Below are 18,830 nucleotides of genomic sequence, written 5' to 3' on the forward strand. Positions count from 1 at the left end.
GCCCCACCGTCGCATCGGCACGGATCAGCGGTGAACGACCGCGCCCGGACGGCCGTGCACACGGTGGGAGGGATGTCCGGCTCAGTGACCCGGCGTTTCTCCTGGACCGCCGGCGCGGATTGCGGCATCCGCGCCGGTATCCGTCCATCGAGGTCTCCGGAGGCAGCCGGATGTCCGGGAACGTGTGGGGTGTCCGGCGGGTGCCGGGACGGCGGCGGCGCCCTGAGCGCGTGACGCTACCCGTGCGCACCCGGCGTGACCCGCGCGCATTCGGAACCGCCCCGTACACACCCGGACCGGCCCGGACGGCCCGTCGCGGGCGGGGGCCACGGCTGCCCCTCACCCACCCCCTCCTCAGGAGTGCATATGGCCCGGCCCGAGCCGGAGTTACCCCCGGCGAGCGGAGCGGACGCCCGGCGTCTCCACGCCCTGGCCCAGGACGCCCTGCTCGCCGACCTGATCATCAGGGAACGGAGCCGCCGACTGCCCGCCGGAGTGCGCCCCTCCGGTCGCCCGGGGCCACAGCGGGCGCGGTCCCACGGAGGGCTGCTGCGTCCGATGCTGCTGGTCCGGAGCGCGCTCGCCACCGGGGGGTCCACCACCCCGGTGGTGCCCGCCGCCGTCGGCCTTGAGTTCCTGCTGACCGGCGATGGGCGCCCCGGCGACGACCCGGTGGCACGCGGACTGCCGGGGGCCCCGGCCCCGGGCGGCGCCGTCCATGACCGGCTGGGGTCGGCCACGGCGGTGGTGATGGGGAGCCTCCCCTTCCATGCTTGGTTCGAGGCGCTCTCCGAGTGTGCGGCCCGTGGGGTCCCGGAGGCGCGGATCGCCGCCGCCTGCCGGATCCAGGGCTGGTCCGCCCGCGCCGTCCGGGCCGGGCTGGCGCGGGAGCGGTCCCAGGCCGGCCGGCTGGACACCGAGGCCCGGCGCTGGCTGGAGGCGGCCCGGCTGACCACGGCCGCCCCCTTCGCCGCCGCCTGCCGGATCGGGGCGACCCTCGCCGGGGCCCGGCCCGAGCAGGCGGACGCGCTCGCCGCCTATGGCGAGCATCTGGGCGTGGCCCTGCTGATCCAGCACGAGACCCGTCCGTTCGTCCTGGCACCGCCACCGGAACCGGGCGCTCCGGAGGGACGGGAGGGCACCGGCAGCCCTCGTACCCCACGGGGAACGGGTGATACGGCCGGAGCGGGGGAGACGGCCAGGTCAGGAGAGGCAGCCGGAGCAGGGGATGCAGCCGGAGCGGGAGACACGGCCGGGACGGGGGAGACCGCCGGGACGGCGGAGGCCGAGGATGCCGAAGGGCCGATCCCGGCCGGACCATGGCCCGGGCCGCCGCCCGTACCCGTGCGCGGAACGCCCTCGCTGCCCGTGCTGCTCGCCCGCGACCGGGCCGATCCCGAGCAGCGGGCCGCCCTCCACCGGGCGTTCGCCGACCCGTATGGAGCCGGAGCCGATCGTTCCGTCCACTCCCTGGTGATCGAGACCGGCGGTCACCGGGCGGCGGCCGGGCTCGCCCGGCGCTATGCCATGCGCGCGGCGGGGGCCCTGACCGTCCTGCCCGACTCGGCCCACCGCAGACGCCTGGAGACCCTGGTGCCGGCGGTGGCGGGCGGCGCCGGACCGTTGCCCGGAACGCTCCCCTGAGCAGCACCTCGTACGACGCATCCGTCTCCCGCGCACCAGCGGCCGTCCAGCGCCACCCCAGCTCCGTACCGTCGCACTCCCGTAGATTCCGTGCCCCCTGAAGGCATGCCCTTCGAAGCCCCGTCCCGTACGCCCCTGCTCCGTACGCATCTGTCCCATGTGCCCCTGCTCCCGCTGTCCCTGCTCCCTCTGCTCCCTCTGCTCCTGTGCCGTCCCCGCGTGGCCGTACCTCGTGTGTCCGTACCTCGTTGGCCCGTACGCCCTGTGTCCGTACCCCGTGTGTGTCCGTACCCCGAGAAGGAGAGTGGCGATGAGCGCCGTCACCGATATGCCGACCGCACCCGGGGCCGTACCCGGTCTGGGGCATGCCCTGCCCCTGCTCCGGGATCCCATCACCTATCTCGACTCGCTGATCGGGCGCGGTGATCTGTTCGGTCTGCGGCTCGGGCCGAACCGGGTGGCCTTCCTCTGCGATCCCGCCACGATCCGCAAGGTCCTGGTCGACGACCGGACCTTCGACAAGGGCGGCCCGATCCTCAAGCGCACCCGGGAGGTGGTCGGCGACGGCCTCGCCACCTGCCCCCATGCCCGCCACCGCCGTCAGCGGCGGCTCTGCCAGCCGTCGTTCCAGGCGAGCCGGCTCGGCGCGTACGGGCAGATCATGGCGGAGGAGGGCGAGGCCTTCGCCGCCTCCTGGAGCGACGGCCGTACCGTGGCGGTCGCCGCCGAGACCGCCGCCCTGACCCTGCGGGTCGCGGTGCGGACGATGTTCGCCTCCGCGTACGCATCCGGGCTGCCGTCGGACTCCCGGCACCGGATCACCGATGACTTCTCCCTGCTGATCCGCGGCGCGATCCGGCGGTCCGTGATGCCGCACTGGATCGGACGGCTGCCGACCGCCGACAACCGCCGCTACCGGCAGGCGGACGAACGGATCGCGGAACTGGTCGACCGGACCATCGCCGCCCGCCGTGCGGACGGCGTCGACCACGGCGATCTCTTCTCCGCCCTGCTCCAGGCGCGGGACCCGGAGGGGGCGGGGGAGCAGCGGCGGCTGACGGACGGGGAACTCGCCGGGCAGGTCCGTACGTTCTTCATCGCGGGCGCGGAGACCACCGGGGGCACCATCGCCTGGGCCCTGACCCATCTCGCCACCCGCCCCGATCTCCAGACCCGGCTCCAGGAGGAGACCGACCGGGTCCTGGCCGGCGGACCGGTCACCCATGACGCCCTCTCCGGTCTTGAGCTGACCGCACGGGTGGTCACCGAGACCCTGCGGCTGCATCCGTCGGCCTGGCTGATGCACCGCTTCCTCACCCAGGACACCGAGCTGGCCGGGGTGGCGCTGCCCGCGGGCACCGTGGTGGCCTTCAGCCCCTATGTGGTCCACCGGAGGCCCGAGTTCTATCCCGATCCGGATGCCTTCGACCCCGACCGCTGGGCCGGCGGTCCGCCCGACCGTACCCGCTACATGCCCTTCGGCGGTGGCCCGCGGATCTGTATCGGTGAGCGGTTCGCGCTGATGGAGAGCGTCCTGGTGCTCGCGGCGATCGTGTCCCGCTGGCGGCTGGCCCCGCTCTCCCCGCTGCCGGTCCGCCCCCGGCTCAAGGCGCTGATGGCCCCGGAGGTCACCCTGCGGGTCCTCGCCCGGGACCGGGTACGGCCCGTGGGACGGGGCTGAGCGCGGGGTACGGATCCGGTACGCGGGGTTGACCCGGCGCCCGGGGCATGACCGGATGCGGTGTCATGGACACCGTCACCGTGGGGGAGTTCCTGGCGCTCGCGTGCGCCGCCGTCCTGGTCGGCTTCGCCAAGACGGCGGTCGGCGGCGCCGGGACCGTCGCGCTCGCCGTCTTCGCGGCCGTCCTCCCGGCGCGGGAGTCCACCGGGGTCCTGCTGCCGCTCCTGCTGACCGCCGATCTGATCGCCGTCCGGGCGTACCGGGGCCACACCCACTGGCCCACCCTGCTGCGGCTGTTTCCGGCCGTCGTCGCCGGGGTGGTCGCCGGGACCCTCTTCCTCGCCCATGCCGACGACCGGGCGGTGCGGACCTCCATCGGGACGATCCTGCTGCTGATGCTGGCGGTCACCCTGGCCGGGCGCCGCTCACGGGCCGCGCCTCCCGGGGGTGCCGCCGAGACACCCGCCGCGTCGCCCGGGGTCCCCGCGGCCACCGGCCGGGTACGGACCGGGGCGTACGGGCTCCTCGGCGGCTTCACCACCATGGTCGCCAACGCCGGCGGCCCGGTGCTCTCCCTCTATCTGCTCTCCGCCCGCTTCCGTGCCCTGGGCTTCCTCGCCACCTCCGCCTGGTTCTTCCTGGTCGTCAACGCCGCCAAGGTGCCCTTCAGCGTCGGCCTCGGACTCATCGACCGCCAGTCGCTCCTCCTCGACGCCGCCCTGGTGGGATTCGTCCTCCCGGGTGCCGCCCTCGGCCGCCGCTGCGCGGGCCGGATCGACCAGAGGCTCTTCGAACGGCTGGTTCTCGCGGCGACCGCCCTCGGCGCGCTGCATCTGCTGGCCCCGGTGGGGTGAGGGACCTATCCTCCGACCATGCGTGTGGCCCTCTTCGTCACCTGTGTCAACGACGCCCTCCACCCGTCCACCGGCATCGCCACCGTACGGCTCCTGGAACGCCTCGGTGTGGAGGTGGACTTCCCGGAGGAGCAGACCTGCTGCGGACAGCCACAGTTCAACACCGGCTACCGGCGCGAGACCGCACCCCTGGTACGCCGCACCGCACGGGCCTTCGCGGGGTACGAGTACATCGTCACCCCCTCCGGCTCCTGCGCCGCGATGGTGCGCGAGCACTATCCCTCCCTCGGTGAGCACACCCTCGGACCCCGGATGTACGAGCTGACCGAGTTCCTGACCGATGTCCTCGGCACCGTGGAGGTGGGCGCCTACTTCCCGTACACCGTCACCTATCACCCCTCCTGCCACGGACTGCGCTCCCTGCGCCTGGGCGACCGGCCCGTGCGGCTGCTGCGCGCGGTGCGCGGGCTGACCCTCCGCGAGCTGCCCGGGGCCGAGGAGTGCTGCGGCTTCGGCGGCACCTTCGCCGTCAAGAACCCGGATGTCTCCGCGGCGATGGGCCTGGACAAGGTCGGCAACGCCGCCGCCACCGGGGCGACGGTGCTCTGCGGCGCCGACAACTCCTGCCTCCTCCACCTCGGCGGGATCATCCGGCGCCGGCGCGAGCCCCTGCTGCCCCTGCATCTCGCCGAGATCCTGGCCGCCACCGAGGAGCACCCCTACCGCCCGCCGAGGGCCTGGGCCGGTGCCACCGCCCGGCCGTCCGCTGTCCCGGAGAGGCGGCCATGACCAGGACCGATCTCGGAATGCCGGCCTTTCCGCCCTTCCCCCGGGCCGCGGCGGAGGCCGTCCATGACCCGGTGCTCCGCGCCAATCTGCGCCATGCCACCCACACCATCCGGGAGAAACGCGCCCGTGCCGTCGCCGAACTGGACGACTGGGAACAGCTGCGCGAGGCCGGCCGCCGGATCAAGGACCACACCCTGCGCCATCTCGACCGCTATCTGCTGGAGCTGGAGGCCGCCGTCACCGCCGCGGGCGGTACCGTCCACTGGGCCGAGGACGCCGCGGAGGCCAACCGGATCGTCTCCGGGCTGGTACGGGCCACCGGCGAACGCGAGGTCATCAAGGTCAAGTCGATGGCCACCCAGGAGATCGGACTCAACGAGGCCCTGGCCGCCGACGGGATCCGGGTGTACGAGACGGACCTCGCCGAACTCATCGTCCAGCTCGGCGACGACCGGCCCTCGCACATCCTCGTCCCCGCCATCCACCGCAATCGCGGCGAGATCCGGGACATCTTCCGCGCGACCATGGGCGACTGGGGCCGGCCCGCCCCCGAGGACCTCGGGGACAGCCCCCGGGAACTCGCCGAGGCGGCCCGGCTGCATCTGCGGGAGAAGTTCCTGCGGGTCAAGGTCGCCGTCTCCGGGGCCAACTTCATGGTCGCCGACAGCGGCACCCTGGTGGTCCTCGAATCCGAGGGCAACGGCCGGATGTGTCTGACCCTGCCGGAGACCCTGATCTCCGTCGTCGGCATCGAGAAGACCATCCCGACCTGGCGCGACCTGGAGGTCTTCCTCCAGACCCTGCCGCGCTCCTCCACCGCCGAGCGGATGAACCCGTACACCTCCCTGTGGACCGGCACCACGGACGGCGACGGGCCGAGCGCCTTCCATCTGGTCCTGCTCGACAACGGCCGCACCACCGCCCTCGCCGACGACATCGGACGGCAGGCCCTGCGCTGCATCCGCTGCTCGGCCTGTCTCAATGTCTGTCCGGTGTACGAACGGGCCGGGGGGCATGCGTACGGCTCCGTCTACCCCGGGCCGATCGGCGCGGTCCTCAGCCCCCAGCTGCGCGGGATCGAGAATCCGGTCGACGCCTCGCTGCCGTACGCCTCCTCGCTCTGCGGCGCCTGCTACGAGGTGTGTCCGGTCGCCATCGACATCCCCGGGATCCTGGTCCATCTGCGGGAGCGGATCGCCGAACGCGGCGGCCCGGGACACCGCGTGGAGAAGGCCGCGATCCGGGCGGCGGGGTGGCTGCTGGACCACCCGGGGGCCCTGGCGGCGGGGGAGCGGCTGGCGGGGGCCACCCGTGCGGTCCACCCCTCCCGGCTGCCGGGGGCGGGGGCCTGGACGGACAGCCGGGAGCTGCCCGAGATGCCGCGGGAGTCGTTCCGCGCGTGGTGGCGGAGGAACCGCCGATGACCGGTTCGGCGCGCGACCGCGTCCTCGCCCGGATCCGTGCCGCCGTCGCGGACGCGCCGCCCGCGCCACCGCCCGAGCGCGACTACCGCGACAGCCATACGGGGGGTGATCCGGCGGCCCTCATGGATCTGCTCGACCGCAATCTCACCGAGTACCGGGCCACCGTGCACCGCACCGACCCGGCCGGTCTCGCCGCACTGATCGGGGAGATCCTGACCGGGCACGGCGCCCGCACGGTGGTGGTGCCCGAGGGGGTGCCCGACGGCTGGCTCGCCGCCACCGCCGCCGAACCGCGCCATGACGGTCCGCGCCGCGAGGGCCCGCGCCGGCCGGGTGGGTCCGCCCCGCTCACCGCCGCCGAGCTGGACGCCTGCTCCGCCGTCCTCAGCGGCTGCGCCCTCGCCATCGCCGAGACCGGCACCCTCGTCCTGGACGGGGGAGCGGCCCAGGGGCGCCGCGCCCTGACCCTCGTACCCGATCTGCATCTGTGCGTGGTGCGCGCCCCCGGCCAGATCGTGCCCTCGGTGCCCCGGGCGCTGCCGCGTCTCGATCCGACCCGCCCGCTCACCTGGATCTCGGGGCCGTCGGCCACCAGCGACATCGAACTCGACCGGGTCGAGGGGGTGCACGGGCCCCGGCGGCTGGAGGTGATCCTGCTGCTGGAGGAGTGAACCCCGTGCCGGGCCCCCGGTGTCAGCGGGTCAGCCGGGGGGACTCGGCCACCGGGTCGACCGGGCCCGCCCCGCTCTCCACCCGTGCGGCGAGGGAGCGCGCCCAGACGGCCAGGCCGGCGGTGTCCACCCCGTACGGACCGGTGCTCTCCTCCGTGATCCGGTCCGCGCCCCGGCGCAGCAGCCGGGCCCCGCCCCGGGCATTGCCGCGCGCGGCATGGGTCAGCCCCACCGCCAGCTGCGCGAGCCCCCGCCAGAGCTCGCGCTCGGCCTCCGGCCCGGACTTCCAGGCGTCCTCGAAGACCTCATGGGCATGGAAGGGCAGGCCCGCGTCGAGCAGCCGCTGCGCCTCCGCCAGGGTGGCGCCCGGGGTCCGCACCACCCCCTCGGGCTGCCGGGCCACTCCCGGTGCCCCATAGGGCAGCGGTCGGCCCAGCCCGTCCCGGGGCCGCGCACTGCGGGCCCGCCCCTCGGTGTCCCGGTCCCTCGCCGCGCCACTCTTCCGTCGTTCCACCCCTCGATTCTCCCCCCTCGCCCTCAAGGCTCCCTGGCACGCTCCCCGACCCCGCCGCGGACCACCCCGGCGGCCCGCCCGGTCATGGTCCACAGCGCCCCCCTACGTGGGGTAATGTTGTCTTGCACGCCGGGCCACAGGGCCGGAAGGCGAGCAAACGGGACGTGGCGCAGCTTGGTAGCGCACTTGACTGGGGGTCAAGGGGTCGCAGGTTCAAATCCTGTCGTCCCGACCAGCGTTTTCGCAGGTCGTAGGCGGTATCGGAGAAATCCGGTACCGCCTTCCGGTTTTTCTTGGGGACCAGTTGGGGACCAGCGGATCCAGCGGTGCCTGGCGGGTCCTGCCGGGGACACGGGCAGGGCGACCGGTGCGCGGACAGGGCTGGGATAGACGCTGAGGGATGGGCCGGCGTCGGTGATCTTGTGCATGTCGGGGTGGAGGTATCTCGGTACCAGGGAAGTTCACGCTGGAAAGTGCCCTCTTGGCAGAAGACGCTCATCTCCGCCGCTCTGGTAACCATCCCGAGGACTGCCGACTCCGCGAGCTCAGGGCGGGGAGTGTGCCCCGCGCCTTCTGTCGGCCTTTTGGGCGCCGAAGACCCGGGACCGAACGGCGTGTGCATTCCACGAGCTGGTCCGGCTGCGTGGCAGGCCCGGCGGGATCGATCCCGCCGGGCGCTGACCTCTGTTGTACGTCGTCTCGGCCCGTATCGGCTTGATCGGCGGCGGAGTGGAGCCGGTGCTCCTGCCTGCCGGACCGTGCTGTGCGCGTGCCCCACCGCAACGGGGCCGGATCTCTGTGGAGGGTGCTCATCAACCCCCGGCCGGGGGCTGGGGGCAGTGTTCTGTCAGGCCTTGCCGTAGCGGTACTCGGAGGCGACGGTGCCCGTGGGGGTGCGCAGGGTGGCGGTGTCGCCCTTGTCGTTCCAGATCGCGCGCTTGCTGTGGAAGGAGAAGCCGCCCCATTCGGGGTGGATCTCGTTGGTGTGGATACGGATGCGCCGACCGGGCCAGAGGATCGCGGACGGCAGGGCGAGGTTCTGGCCTTCGTCTCCCGCGTCCACGGTCCAGCCGTCGAGGTTGACCTGGTACACGCTGCGGTTGAGGATCTCCACGTACTCGTCCGACTGGGTGCGTGCGACGTTGCCCTGGTGCACGGTGGTAATTCGCAGATCCGGGGCGTCGGTGCGGACCATGACCGCCATCACGGAGACCGCGGTGTCACTGTTCTCCGGGCTGGCGAAGGAGGGGTTCACCAGTGGGCTCGGCGTGGTTTCCCGGCCCGGGGCCGCGAACCTGGTGACGTGGGCCACGTAGGTGGTGCCGTCGAGGTCGATCCCGGGGCCCCAGCCGCCGAGGAAGTCGATCACGTCGTCGACGGGACCGCCGAGGTCCGGGGTCTCCTGGTGGCGGATTGCGTAGCCGTTCTGCAGCGAACGGCCGTCGGGGAACGTGAGGGTCAGTGCCAGCCGGGCGATGAAGCCGGGGCCGGCCGCCCCGGTGGGGCGGTTCGCGTGGGTCAGGGTTCCGACGATGAACTCCGAGCCGTCGGTGGGGATCTCACCGGTGGCGCCCTGGAAGGTGAGGGAGTTGGGCGCGCCGCCCTCCGGCGGTAACCCCCAGGTCAGCTGTCCCGTGCCGAGCCCGCCGGCGTTGGGTGCGGGCGGAAGCATCACAAAGTCCAGCCAATGGGCTGTCGACGTGGCTGTGTGCATGTCCTGAACTCCCTTGTCCCCACCTGGCCATTCCAGGCATTCACCGGCTGAACGTAGTCGGCCGACCTCCAAGCCGTGCCGACTATCGGAAAGTCCGGTTGTCCGGGCCGAAGGTCCGGTATAACGACCCCGCCGGGCCGTGGCCGGGCCCGGCTCTTCCGAGGCCGGCCACCGGCTCGGCGACCGATCTCGCGCCGACGCCACCCGCACGGCCCTCGCCACCCACCTGCCCCACCAGGACGACATCCGCGAGGGGAAAGCCGCCGGAGTCAGTGGTGCAGTCCTGGAGAGCGGTTGTGGCGGTTGGGGCTTCAGCCGGTGTTCGGGCCGGCGATGCGGTTGATCCATTTCTCGACGGCGTGAGCGGTGGTTTCGGCGTGTTCCCGCGTCATGGTCAGGTGGTCGCCGGGCGTGGTGGTGCTCGGGACGAGGGGGAATTCGGCCTTCAGGCCGAGGGTCGGCGTCTCGGCCGCCACAAGGAGGGCGGGTAGTCGGGGGTGGTCCGGCTTCCATGCGGTGAACAGGTCGAAGTAGTGGCTCATCGCGGTGAGGCCGGCTGTGTCGAGGAGGTCCGCCTCTCCGGTGTGTTCCCAGGAGCGCCAGGTCACTTCGGTCGCGAGGTCGGGTGTGATCTCACGGCCGACGCCGGTGTCCAGGAGGACGACTCCGAGGGGTGGGTTCGGGTGGCCGGAGAGCTGCTGGGCTGTGGCGTAGGCGACCCAGCCGCCGCTGGAGTGTCCCAGCAGTACGTAGGGTTCGCCCTGTGACGCTTCCCGCGCGGCTTCGGCCATGGTGCTGACGAGCGTGTCCCGGGTGGGCGGCAGCGGTTCGCCTTCGGTGTAGCCCGGGAGTGGGAGTACGGTCACGCCCCGGTGCGGGTGCAGGTACCGGGCCAGCGTCCGGTACTGGAGTGGGTCGGCCGGGGCGGGCAGCGCGGGGACGCAGATGATGCGGGGCGCCCACCCTCCCTGGGCCAGGACTGTGGGCCGGGCCGGCGCCGCCCGTGTCCTCCCGCGGCGTTCCGCGGCCAGACGCGTCTTGGTGGCGGCGCGTGCCGTCGTCGTGGCGCCGGCCGGGTCGCCCGCCCGTCGCGCGGCGTGGTAATCGGCGATGTGATGGTCCGGCCCCTCGGTGCCGGTGCCGGGCGGGGCGCTGGTGGAGGAGAGCAGGGTGGTGAGATGTTCGGCCAGCTTCCGGGGGGTGGGGTGGTCGAAGACCGCGGTCGTGGCCAGGTGAACACCTGTCGCGATGGTGAGGCTGTTGCGGAGCTGGACGGACGCGAGGGAGTCGAACCCGGCGGCGCGGAAGGGGCCGTCCGGGTCCACGGCGTCCCCGCCAGTGTGTCCGAGCGCCGAGGCGGCGCGGTCGAGCACGAGATCGAGCAGGGCGACTCGCTGCTTCTCGGCTCCGAGGCCGGCCAGTTGAAGGGCGGTGGAGGGTTCGGTGTCCGGTGTGCGGCGGATGGGCCGGTTCCGTGGCCGGACGAGGTCGCGCAGCAGGGGCGGTGTGCTGTCCCGCGAGGAGTCGGCGAGACCGAGGGCGGCTGCGGCGAGGAGGGGTTCCTCGGACCGAACCGCCGCGTCGTAGAGGGCCAGGCCCTCCTGGTTCGTGAGGGAGCGCAGGCCCTGACTCCGGATCCGGGCCCGGTCTGCGTGGTCCAGATGGCCGGTCATGCCGCTGTCCTGTTCCCAGTGGCCCCAGGCCAGGGAGATGCCCGGAAGGCCCTGGGCGCGACGGTGTTGTGCGAGGGCGTCCAGGAAGGTGTTGGCCGCGGCGTAGTTGGCCTGCCCGCCGGTGCCGAGCTGCCCGGCCATGGAGGAGTAGAGCACAAAGGCCGACAGATCCATGTCACGGGTGAGTTCGTGAAGGTGGAGGGCGGCGTCGACCTTCGGGCGCAGTACGCGGTCCACCTGTTCGGGGGTCAGGGTCGTGAGGGTGGCGTCGTCGAGGATGCCGGCGGTATGGATGACGGAGGTCAGCGGGTGCGCGGGGGGCACGGTATCGAGGAGACGGCGCAGGGCGTCGTAGTCCGCGGTGTCGCAGGCGGCGATGGTGACCCGGGCGCCGAGCGAGGTCAGCTCGTCGCGCAGAGCGGCGGCTCCCGGTGCGCCGGGTCCTCGGCGGCTGGTCAGCAGCAGGTGGCGGGCGCCGTGTTCGGTGACCAGGTGGCGGGCGAGGAGGCTGCCGAGGGTTCCGGTGCCGCCGGTGATCAGGACGGTGCCGTCGGGGTCCGGGACGCGGGGTGTGATCAGGACGTTCTTGCCCGTGTGCCTGGCCTGGCTCATATGGCGGAACGCCTCGGGAGCGCGGCGGGCGTCCCACGCGACCACGGGGAGGGGGAGGGCGACCTCCCGGCGGATCAGGTCGGACAGCTCGGTGAGCAGGGTGTGCCAGCGGCCGGTGTCCGCCGACGACAGGTCGATGACCCGGTAGGCCACACCGGGGTGATCGTTCGCGACGGTCGCGGGATTGCGGAGGTCGGTCTTCCCCAGCTCGACGAAGTGTCCGCCGCGGGGCATCAGGCGCAGTGAGGCGTCGATGAACTCCTCTGCGAGGCAGTTCAGTACGACATCCACCCCGGCTCCCTCGGTGCGCCGGAGGAAGTCGTGCTCGAAGTCGAGGGTGCGGGAGGAGGCGAGGTGAGTGTCGGCGATCCCCATGGCCCGGAGGGTGTCCCACTTGGCGGCGCTCGCGGTGGCGTAGACCTCGGCGCCCAGATGGCGGGCGAGTCGGACGGCGGCCATGCCGACCCCGCCGGCCGCGGCGTGGATCAGGACCTTGGCGTCCTTCTTGAGGCCGATGAGGCGTACCAGGGCGTCATGGGCGGTGAGGTACGCCACCGGCACGGTGGCCGCCTGAGGGAAGGACCAGCCGTCCGGGACGGGAAGCAGCCGCCGTTGGTCGATGATCGCTTCGGTGGCGAACACGGTGCAGCCGGGTAGCAACCCCATGACCCTGTCACCGGGGACGAAGCCGGTGACACCCGGCCCGGTCCCGGTCACCACACCCGCCGCCTCGGCGAAATGAGCATGGTGGTCCACGATCATTCCGAGGGCCATGAGGACAAAGCGAAAGTTGATGCCGGTCGCGCGTACGGAGACCCGGACCTCTCCGTCGCCGGGCTGACGGTCCGCCTCGGGCGCGGGCATCAGCCGCATGCCGTCGAGGGTGTTCGTGGTGCCGAACTCCAGCTTCCAGGGGGCTTGGAGGTCCGGTGGTGTCAGCGCGGCCGTCGTGGCGGCCGGGGCGAGCCGGGGTGTGCGCAGGGTGCCGTCGCGCAGCGCGAACTGGGGTTCGCCGATGGCCAGTGCGGTGGGCAGGGCCCGGAACGAGGTTTCCAGGCCGTCGAGGTCGGCGAGGGTGAACCGTCCCGGGTGCTCGTTCTGGGCGGAACGCAGCAGTCCCCAGAGCGCGGCCTGCCCGGGGGAGCGGAGCTCCTCGCCTGCCTCGGTGGTCACCGCCCGGTGGGTGACCACCAGCAGACGGGTGTCGGTGTGCCGGTCGTCGGCCAGCCACGCCTGAAGCTGGTCGATGGTCTCCCGGACGAGCGCGCGCACTCCGGACGCGGTGACGTCGTCGCCGTCCTGGAGCGGAGGGACCAGGACGGCAGTCTCCGGGATCGGCGCCCCGGCCGCGGCGGCTTGCCGGAGGGCCGCGAGATCCGGACGGCACAGGTCCTGGGGTACGAGACCGGCCGTCACCGCGCGCAGCGCCGTACCGGAGCCCGCCCAGACCCAGTCGGTGCCGCCCGCGTCGTCGGCCGGGGCGAGCGGCTTCGTGGGCCAGACGGCACGGTACAGAGCCGTTTCGGCGATTGCCGACGACCGCAGGGCGTTCCCGCTGACGGGGCGCAGGACCAATGACCGGGCCTCGGCCACCGGCGCGCCGGAGGGGTCGCTCACCGTGACGCCGACCGTGCCGTCCGATTCGCGTACGAGACGGGCCCGCAGGCGGGTGGCTCCCGTGGTGTGGAGCCTGACATCGTGCCAGGAGAAGGGGAGCGTCAGTCCCTCCGTACCGTCATCGGACTCCGCGAGCAGCGCATGCAGGACCGCGTCGAGCAGGGCGGGATGGAGGACGAAGCGGTCGGCGTCGGCGTGGTGTTCACGGCTGAGTCCCGCCTCGGCCAGGATCGTGTCGCCGTCGCGCCATACGGCTGTCAGATTACGGAAGGCCGGACCGTACTCGTAGCCGGTGTCCGCCAGCCGCGGATACAGGCCGTCGATGCCGACGGGCAGCGCTCCGGACGGCGGCCAGGGCCGGCCGGTGGGCGCGGCAGGTGCCGCGGGGGACCCGGCGGACAGCACCCCGGAGGCGTGACGGGTCCAGGGAGTGCCGTCGGCGGCGTTCTCGGCGCGCGAGTGGACGCGCAGGGTGTACGTGCCGTCGGAAGAAGGTGCGGCGGCGATCTGGATGCGGACGGCATCGTCCCCGGGCAGGACGAGTGGCTGTTCCAGGACGACTTCGTCGACACGGTCGCAGCCCAGCAGGACAGCGGTGTGCAGGGCCAGATCCAGGAAGGCCGTACCGGGTAGCAGCACCGTCCCGCGTACGGCGTGGTCGGCCAGCCAGGGGTGGGTGGGCCGGGACAGCCGTCCGGTCAGCAGCAGTTGCCCCGAATCGGCGAGATGGGTCTGTGCGCCGAGCAGCGGATGGTCGGAGGCGTCCTGGCCGCTGGTGGCGGCACCGGAGCGCCGGCCCGGGGTTTCGTCCAGCCAGAACCGTTCGTGCTGGAAGGCGTACGTCGGCAGATCCACCGGCCGCGCGCCGGTTCCGGCGAACACCGTCGCCCAGTCGGCCGGGACCCCGTGGACATGCGCCTCGGTGAGCGCCCGGTGGAAGCGGTCCATGTCACCGTCGTCGCGTCGCAGCGTCGACAGCACGGTGGCCGGGGAGCCCGCGGTCTCGGTGATCTCCTGCATGCCCATGGCGAGTACCGGATGCGGACTGATCTCGACGAGGGCGGTGTGCTCATCGCGCAGGAGGGACTCCAGGGCGGGGGCGAACCGGACCGGCCGGCGCAGATTGCGGAACCAGTAGGAGGCGTCGAGTCCACCGGTCTCGATGAGGCCCCCGGTGACGGTGGAGCAGAACGGGAGCGTGCTCCGCCGGGGCCGGATGTCCGCGAGTTCGGCCGACAGGCGTTCCCGGAGGCGTTCGACGTGCGGGGAGTGCGAGGCGTAGTCGACGGCGATCCGCCGGGCCCACACCCCGCGCTCCTCGCACCGGGCCAGCAGCTCCGCGAGCGCCCGCGCTTCGCCGGAGACGACCGTACTCCCGGGACTGTTGTGAGCGGCGACGGACAGCCGTCCCTCCCAGCGGCCGAGCAGTTCCCCGGCGTCCTCGGCGCACAGCGCCAGTGTCGCCATACCGCCGGTGCCGGAGAGTTCGAGCAGCGCCCGGCCGCGCAGCGCGACCACCTTCGCCGCGTCCTCCAGGCTCAGGGCACCGGCGACACAGGCCGCGGCGATCTCGCCCTGGCTGTGGCCGATGACGGCGTCGGGCTCGACCCCGTGGGCCCGCCACAGCGCGGCGAGCGACACCATGACGGCGAACAGCACCGGCTGCACCACATCCACCCGGTCGAGACCGGGGGCGTCCGGGGCACCGCGCAGGACATCCGTCAGCGACCACTGCACATGCGGGGACAGCGCCCGCTCACATGCCTCCATCCGCTCTGCGAAGACCGGCGACGACGCCAGCAGATCGACGGCCATGCCCGGCCACTGGGAGCCCTGGCCGGGAAAGACGAAGACCGTGCGCGCCGGAGCGTGTGCCGTGCCCCGTACGACATCCGGTGATTCGACGCCGTCCACCAGCCGTCGCAGCGCTGCGGTCAGCTGCTCGCGGTCGGTGCCGAACACCGCCGCGCGGTGCTCGAAGCGTGCCCGGGTGGCGGCCAGCGACCAGCCCACGTCGACGGGCGCGAGGGTCTGGTGTTCCCGCAGGTGGGTCAGCAGCCGTTGCCCCTGGGCCCGCAATGCCTCGGCAGTCCTGGCCGACAGGATCCAGGGCCTCATGGAAGTGGGTGCGACCGGTTCTCCGGCGGGTGGCACCGGCTGCCGGGGCACGGCCGACGGCGGAGGAGCCTCCTCCACGATCACATGGACGTTGGTGCCGCTCACTCCGTAGGACAGGACCCCGGCCCGGCGCGGCGGCCCGAATCCGGGCCAGGGGATCGACTCGGTGAGCAGCCGCAGGTGCCCGCTGTCCCAGTCGACTTCGGGGTTCGGTGTCCCGGCGTGCAGGGTCTTGGGCAGTGTGCGGTGCCGGATGGCCTGGATCACCTTGATCAGACCGGCCGGACCGGCTGCGGCCAGGGTGTGCCCGATATTGGACTTCACCGAGCCCACATGGACCGGTCGGCCGGCGGGCCGGTCCTGCCCGTAGGTGGCGAGCAGAGCACCCGCTTCGACCGGGTCGCCCAGTCGGGTCCCCGTGCCATGGGCCTCCACCAGATCCACGTCCCCGGGCGCGAGCCGGCAGTCGGCCAGGGCCGCCCGGACGACGCGCTGCTGCGCGGCTCCGCTCGGGGCGGAAAGACCCTGGCTCGCGCCGTCCTGGTTCCAGGCCGTACCTCGGATCACCGCCAGGACCGGGTGCCCGTGGCGCCGTGCGTCCGAGAGCCGCTCCAGCACCAGCATCGCGGCGCCCTCGGCCATGCCGAATCCCCGGGCCCCGCAGCCGAAGGCGCGGCTGCGGCCGTCGTCGGCCAGTACCCCCTGTCGGCTGAAGTCGACCAGCAGCCCCGGTGTCCCATGGACGGATGCCCCACCGGCCAGGGCCAGCGGGGACTCGCCCGACCGGAGCGACCGGACGGCCAGATGCACCGCCGCGAGGCCGGACGAGCAGGAGGTGTCGACGACGGTCGCCGGGCCTTCGAGGCCCAGGACATAGGAGAGGCGCCCGGCGGCGACACCGGTTGAACCGATCAGCAGATGCCCCTCCGCATCGCATCCCTCGTGCATCCGCGGGCCGTAGTCGGTGTGGAACGCGCCCACGAACGATCCCGCGCCGGTGCCCCGCAGCGACCCCGGGACGATTCCGGCGCTCTCGCACGCCTCCCACGCGGTCTCCAGCAGCAGCCGCTGATGCGGGTGCATGGCCGCGGCCTCGCGCGGCCCGATGGAGAAGAACCGGGCGTCGAAGCCGGCCGGATCGTCGAGGAAGCCGCCCTGCCGGACGTAGAAGGTGCCCCGGCTCCGCGGGTCCGCGTCGTACAGCGAATCGAGGTCCCAGCCGCGGGAGGTGGGCAGATTCCCGATGGCCTCCCCGCCGGAGGCCACCAGCCGCCAGAGATCCGCCGGAGTGGAGATGCCGCCCGGGAAGCGGCACGCCATACCGATGACGGCGACCGGCTCGCCCTCGGACGACGTCCGCGCCACCGTTCGTCCCGAAGGGGCCGCGGCGGCTGTTCCGTCGGGGAGTGGTGCGGTCGTACTGAAGGTGCTCACGGCGGTGTTCCTTCCGGCCGTGCTGCCCGGAGGGCGCCCAGTCGTGGTTGCGGAGAGGAGGGGGAGGGGGCCGGGCGTTCGCCGTGTGCACCGCTCGCACAGCGGCGTCCCGCCCTGCGCCGCGGTGTTCCGGAGGTCACCCCACCCGTGGCACCTGACCTCCGGTGGTCGAAAGTGCCTCTGTCCGCAGCGCTGTTGTGCAGTATGGCGAAGAAGTCCTGAGGCTGGAGGGCAGGGGAGAGTCCCGTTCGAGTGGAACCGAGGACAGGTGTACGGCCCGGCAGCGGGCTCATCGCCTCGGCCGTCCGGCCGGCGGCGCGGCACACCCCGGGCCACCGGCCCGGGTCGGGCCGGAGGCCGGCCGCGCTCCGGCGACAGGGCGAAATTGTGTGCTGGTCCTACTGGGCACCGGTACGGGCGAAGGGCGGTCGTACGGTGGCGACATGATGATGAAACGTGCCGCTCTCGGCGGATCCTGCGGAAGCTGTCCGCTCATCGCGGCAGGGACGGACGGCGAAGATGGTATCGCCGAGCGCCGGCATCAACGCTCGGTAACGGAAATCCGCTGGCCAGCGCGGCGTCAGACCATGATCAACGAGCGTCAGGATATCGCCCGCAACGCCCGCAAAGCACATGACGCACATCGGCAAAATCGCAGGTCAGACGGCCTTCTTGGCCGGTTTGGACGCCATTTTGTTTGGCGTGATCTTGCGGCACTCCGGAGTGATGGCTGCTGTGCTTGTCGAACGGTTGGCGCCTGAAGGCTTGTGGGAGTTGTTCCGGTGGGTGGTGTCGCCGGCCCCGCAGCGTGCGCAGGGCGGTGGGCATCGCCGCCGGGGGGATCGTGAGGTGCTGGCCGCGATCATCTTCGTGGCCACCTCGGGCTGTACCGGGAACCAGCTTCCGCCGGGGTTCGGGCTGTCAGGGGTGACCGCCTTCCGCCGGTTCACCGAGTGGACCGAGTGGACCGAGGCCAGGGTGTGGGCCAAGCTCCACCGCCTGGTCCTGGACGAACTCGGCGCCCGGGGAGACCTGGACCGGTCGCGGTGCGCGATCGACTCCGTCAGCGTCCGGGCCCTCAAAGGGGGCGGCTGACAGGACCGAATCCGACCGACCGGGGCAAGAACGGATCGAAGATCCACCTCATCGCCGACCGCCGGGGCCTGCCCCTTTCCGTCGGCGTCTCCGCCGCGAACCTCCACGACAGCCAGGCCCTCATCCCTCTGGTCCGCGGCATCCCGCCCGTCCGCTCACGTCGCGGCCCGCGACGTCGCCGACCCGGCAAGCCGCATGGCGACAAGGGATACGACTGCGGAACCGGTCGGCCTGCCGGCGGTGTGACGGTTCGTTCGCTGCGCTCCGGGCCGGGCCCAGCCCGCCACGGGGGTGCGGGCGGGGCGGCTCAGCGGGTTCGGGTCGGGCGACGTCGGGCGGTCCTGGCCGCGGAGCGGAGCAGCCTGGTGTACGGGCTCCACCGGGCGGGCCGCGCGACCGTTCCCGTCCCCGACTGCTCGGCGCGGTCAAGAGCGTCCTCGATCAGGGCGTCGTGGAGCGGGCGGAAGAACAGGGGCCAGGTGAGCCGGGCCGGTCCGTGCGGGACGAGGAGCAGGGTGTGGCGGAGCAGCGTCGTGCCGTCGTCCGCCGGGCGGACGGTCAGTTCGTGATGGCCGTCGAAGCCGGCCGGACCGGTGAAGCGGAAGCGCACCTGCCGGCCCGGCTCATGGGCGACGACCGTGTAGCGGACCGGTCCGTGCCCGCCCGTGGCGCCGACCGCGAGCCCCGGCTCCAGCCGCATCCTCGGCCAGTGCGCGACGGGCCACAGCGGGTCGTCCGGTGAAGCGAGCTTGTCGAGCAGTGCGCCGATCCGCTCCGGCGGTGCCGCGATCCGGCGTTCGTGGACATTCCGTACGGCCATCCGCTCGACCTCCCCGGGGCCCGGACGGACCGGGCCCGCTCCCGACACAGGTTACTGAAGAGGCTGTTGGGGTGATGGCGCGGGCCCGCACGGTGAGGGGAATCCGGGGTTCCGGTTGTGTGCCCGAAGAACGGGATACGGCGGTCCCCTCATCGTCGGGAACGATATGT

The 18,830-nt window shown here is 72.8% G+C and carries 10 protein-coding genes, 1 tRNA gene and 1 pseudogene; 8 read left to right on the forward strand and 4 right to left on the reverse strand.

The window, feature by feature from the left end:
• Nucleotides 1-366: 366 nt before the first annotated feature.
• From ABT354_RS00250 to ABT354_RS00275, 6 genes are all read left to right on the forward strand, one after another.
• Entirely contained in the window at nt 367-1,644 is a 1,278-nt protein-coding gene (locus ABT354_RS00250) for a polyprenyl synthetase family protein (RefSeq protein WP_351486775.1), read from the forward strand.
• 310 nt (nt 1,645-1,954) lie between these two features.
• Entirely contained in the window at nt 1,955-3,325 is a 1,371-nt protein-coding gene (locus ABT354_RS00255; protein ID WP_351486778.1) for a cytochrome P450, read from the forward strand.
• 65 nt (nt 3,326-3,390) lie between these two features.
• A complete protein-coding gene (locus ABT354_RS00260; RefSeq protein ID WP_351486781.1) occupies nt 3,391-4,179 on the forward strand; it encodes a sulfite exporter TauE/SafE family protein in 789 nt (262 codons plus the stop codon).
• 18 nt (nt 4,180-4,197) lie between these two features.
• Nucleotides 4,198-4,968, forward strand: a complete 771-nt coding sequence (locus ABT354_RS00265) for a (Fe-S)-binding protein (RefSeq protein ID WP_351486784.1) — start codon at nt 4,198-4,200, stop codon at nt 4,966-4,968.
• On the forward strand, nt 4,965-6,392 hold the full coding sequence (locus ABT354_RS00270) for a lactate utilization protein B (protein WP_351486787.1): 1,428 nt from the start codon (nt 4,965-4,967) through the stop codon (nt 6,390-6,392). Before ABT354_RS00265 ends, ABT354_RS00270 begins: the two co-directional genes overlap by 4 nt.
• Entirely contained in the window at nt 6,389-7,063 is a 675-nt protein-coding gene (locus ABT354_RS00275) for a LutC/YkgG family protein (RefSeq protein WP_351486790.1), read from the forward strand. The genes ABT354_RS00270 and ABT354_RS00275 overlap by 4 nt, the downstream gene beginning before the upstream one ends.
• 22 nt (nt 7,064-7,085) lie before the next feature.
• On the opposite strand, the gene ABT354_RS00280 is transcribed toward ABT354_RS00275, so the two are convergent.
• Nucleotides 7,086-7,577: a DUF309 domain-containing protein gene (locus ABT354_RS00280; protein WP_351486793.1), complete on the reverse strand. Its 492-nt coding sequence runs from the start codon at nt 7,575-7,577 to the stop codon at nt 7,086-7,088.
• Between the two features lie 158 nt (nt 7,578-7,735).
• On the opposite strand from ABT354_RS00280, the gene ABT354_RS00285 reads away from it, so the two are divergent.
• Nucleotides 7,736-7,812: transfer RNA gene (locus ABT354_RS00285), tRNA-Pro, on the forward strand.
• A gap of 612 nt (nt 7,813-8,424) precedes the next feature.
• Here ABT354_RS00285 and ABT354_RS00290 read toward each other — a convergent pair.
• Together ABT354_RS00290 and ABT354_RS00295 are read right to left on the reverse strand one after the other, a co-directional pair.
• Nucleotides 8,425-9,291 carry a lamin tail domain-containing protein gene (locus tag ABT354_RS00290; protein ID WP_351486795.1) on the reverse strand — a complete coding sequence of 289 codons (867 nt, stop codon included), beginning with the start codon at nt 9,289-9,291 and terminating at the stop codon, nt 8,425-8,427.
• A gap of 311 nt (nt 9,292-9,602) precedes the next feature.
• Complete coding sequence (locus ABT354_RS00295; protein ID WP_351486797.1) at nt 9,603-16,745, reverse strand: SDR family NAD(P)-dependent oxidoreductase; 7,143 nt, start codon at nt 16,743-16,745, stop codon at nt 9,603-9,605.
• A 726-nt stretch (nt 16,746-17,471) separates the two neighbouring features.
• Between ABT354_RS00295 and ABT354_RS00300 the strand changes: the two are divergent.
• Nucleotides 17,472-18,133, forward strand: a pseudogene (locus tag ABT354_RS00300) (IS5 family transposase); the annotation flags it as partial.
• A gap of 14 nt (nt 18,134-18,147) precedes the next feature.
• Here ABT354_RS00300 and ABT354_RS00305 read toward each other — a convergent pair.
• Nucleotides 18,148-18,660 carry an SRPBCC family protein gene (locus ABT354_RS00305; protein WP_351486800.1) on the reverse strand — a complete coding sequence of 171 codons (513 nt, stop codon included), beginning with the start codon at nt 18,658-18,660 and terminating at the stop codon, nt 18,148-18,150.
• Between the last annotated feature and the right edge of the window lie 170 nt (nt 18,661-18,830).

The organism is Streptomyces sp. NPDC000594 (genome assembly GCF_040299965.1).
Taxonomy (GTDB): domain Bacteria; phylum Actinomycetota; class Actinomycetes; order Streptomycetales; family Streptomycetaceae; genus Streptomyces.

Bases quoted from the DNA above. Each gene is read 5' to 3' on its own strand.
- ABT354_RS00270 (WP_351486787.1), top strand. From the start codon at position 4,965: ATGACCAGGACCGATCTCGGAATGCCGGCCTTTCCGCCCTTCCCCCGG.
- ABT354_RS00265 (WP_351486784.1), top strand. From the start codon at position 4,198: ATGCGTGTGGCCCTCTTCGTCACCTGTGTCAACGACGCCCTCCACCCG.
- ABT354_RS00275 (WP_351486790.1), top strand. From the start codon at position 6,389: ATGACCGGTTCGGCGCGCGACCGCGTCCTCGCCCGGATCCGTGCCGCC.
- ABT354_RS00255 (WP_351486778.1), top strand. From the start codon at position 1,955: ATGAGCGCCGTCACCGATATGCCGACCGCACCCGGGGCCGTACCCGGT.
- ABT354_RS00260 (WP_351486781.1), top strand. From the start codon at position 3,391: ATGGACACCGTCACCGTGGGGGAGTTCCTGGCGCTCGCGTGCGCCGCC.
- ABT354_RS00250 (WP_351486775.1), top strand. From the start codon at position 367: ATGGCCCGGCCCGAGCCGGAGTTACCCCCGGCGAGCGGAGCGGACGCC.
- ABT354_RS00305 (WP_351486800.1), bottom strand. From the start codon at position 18,660: ATGGCCGTACGGAATGTCCACGAACGCCGGATCGCGGCACCGCCGGAG.
- ABT354_RS00290 (WP_351486795.1), bottom strand. From the start codon at position 9,291: ATGCACACAGCCACGTCGACAGCCCATTGGCTGGACTTTGTGATGCTT.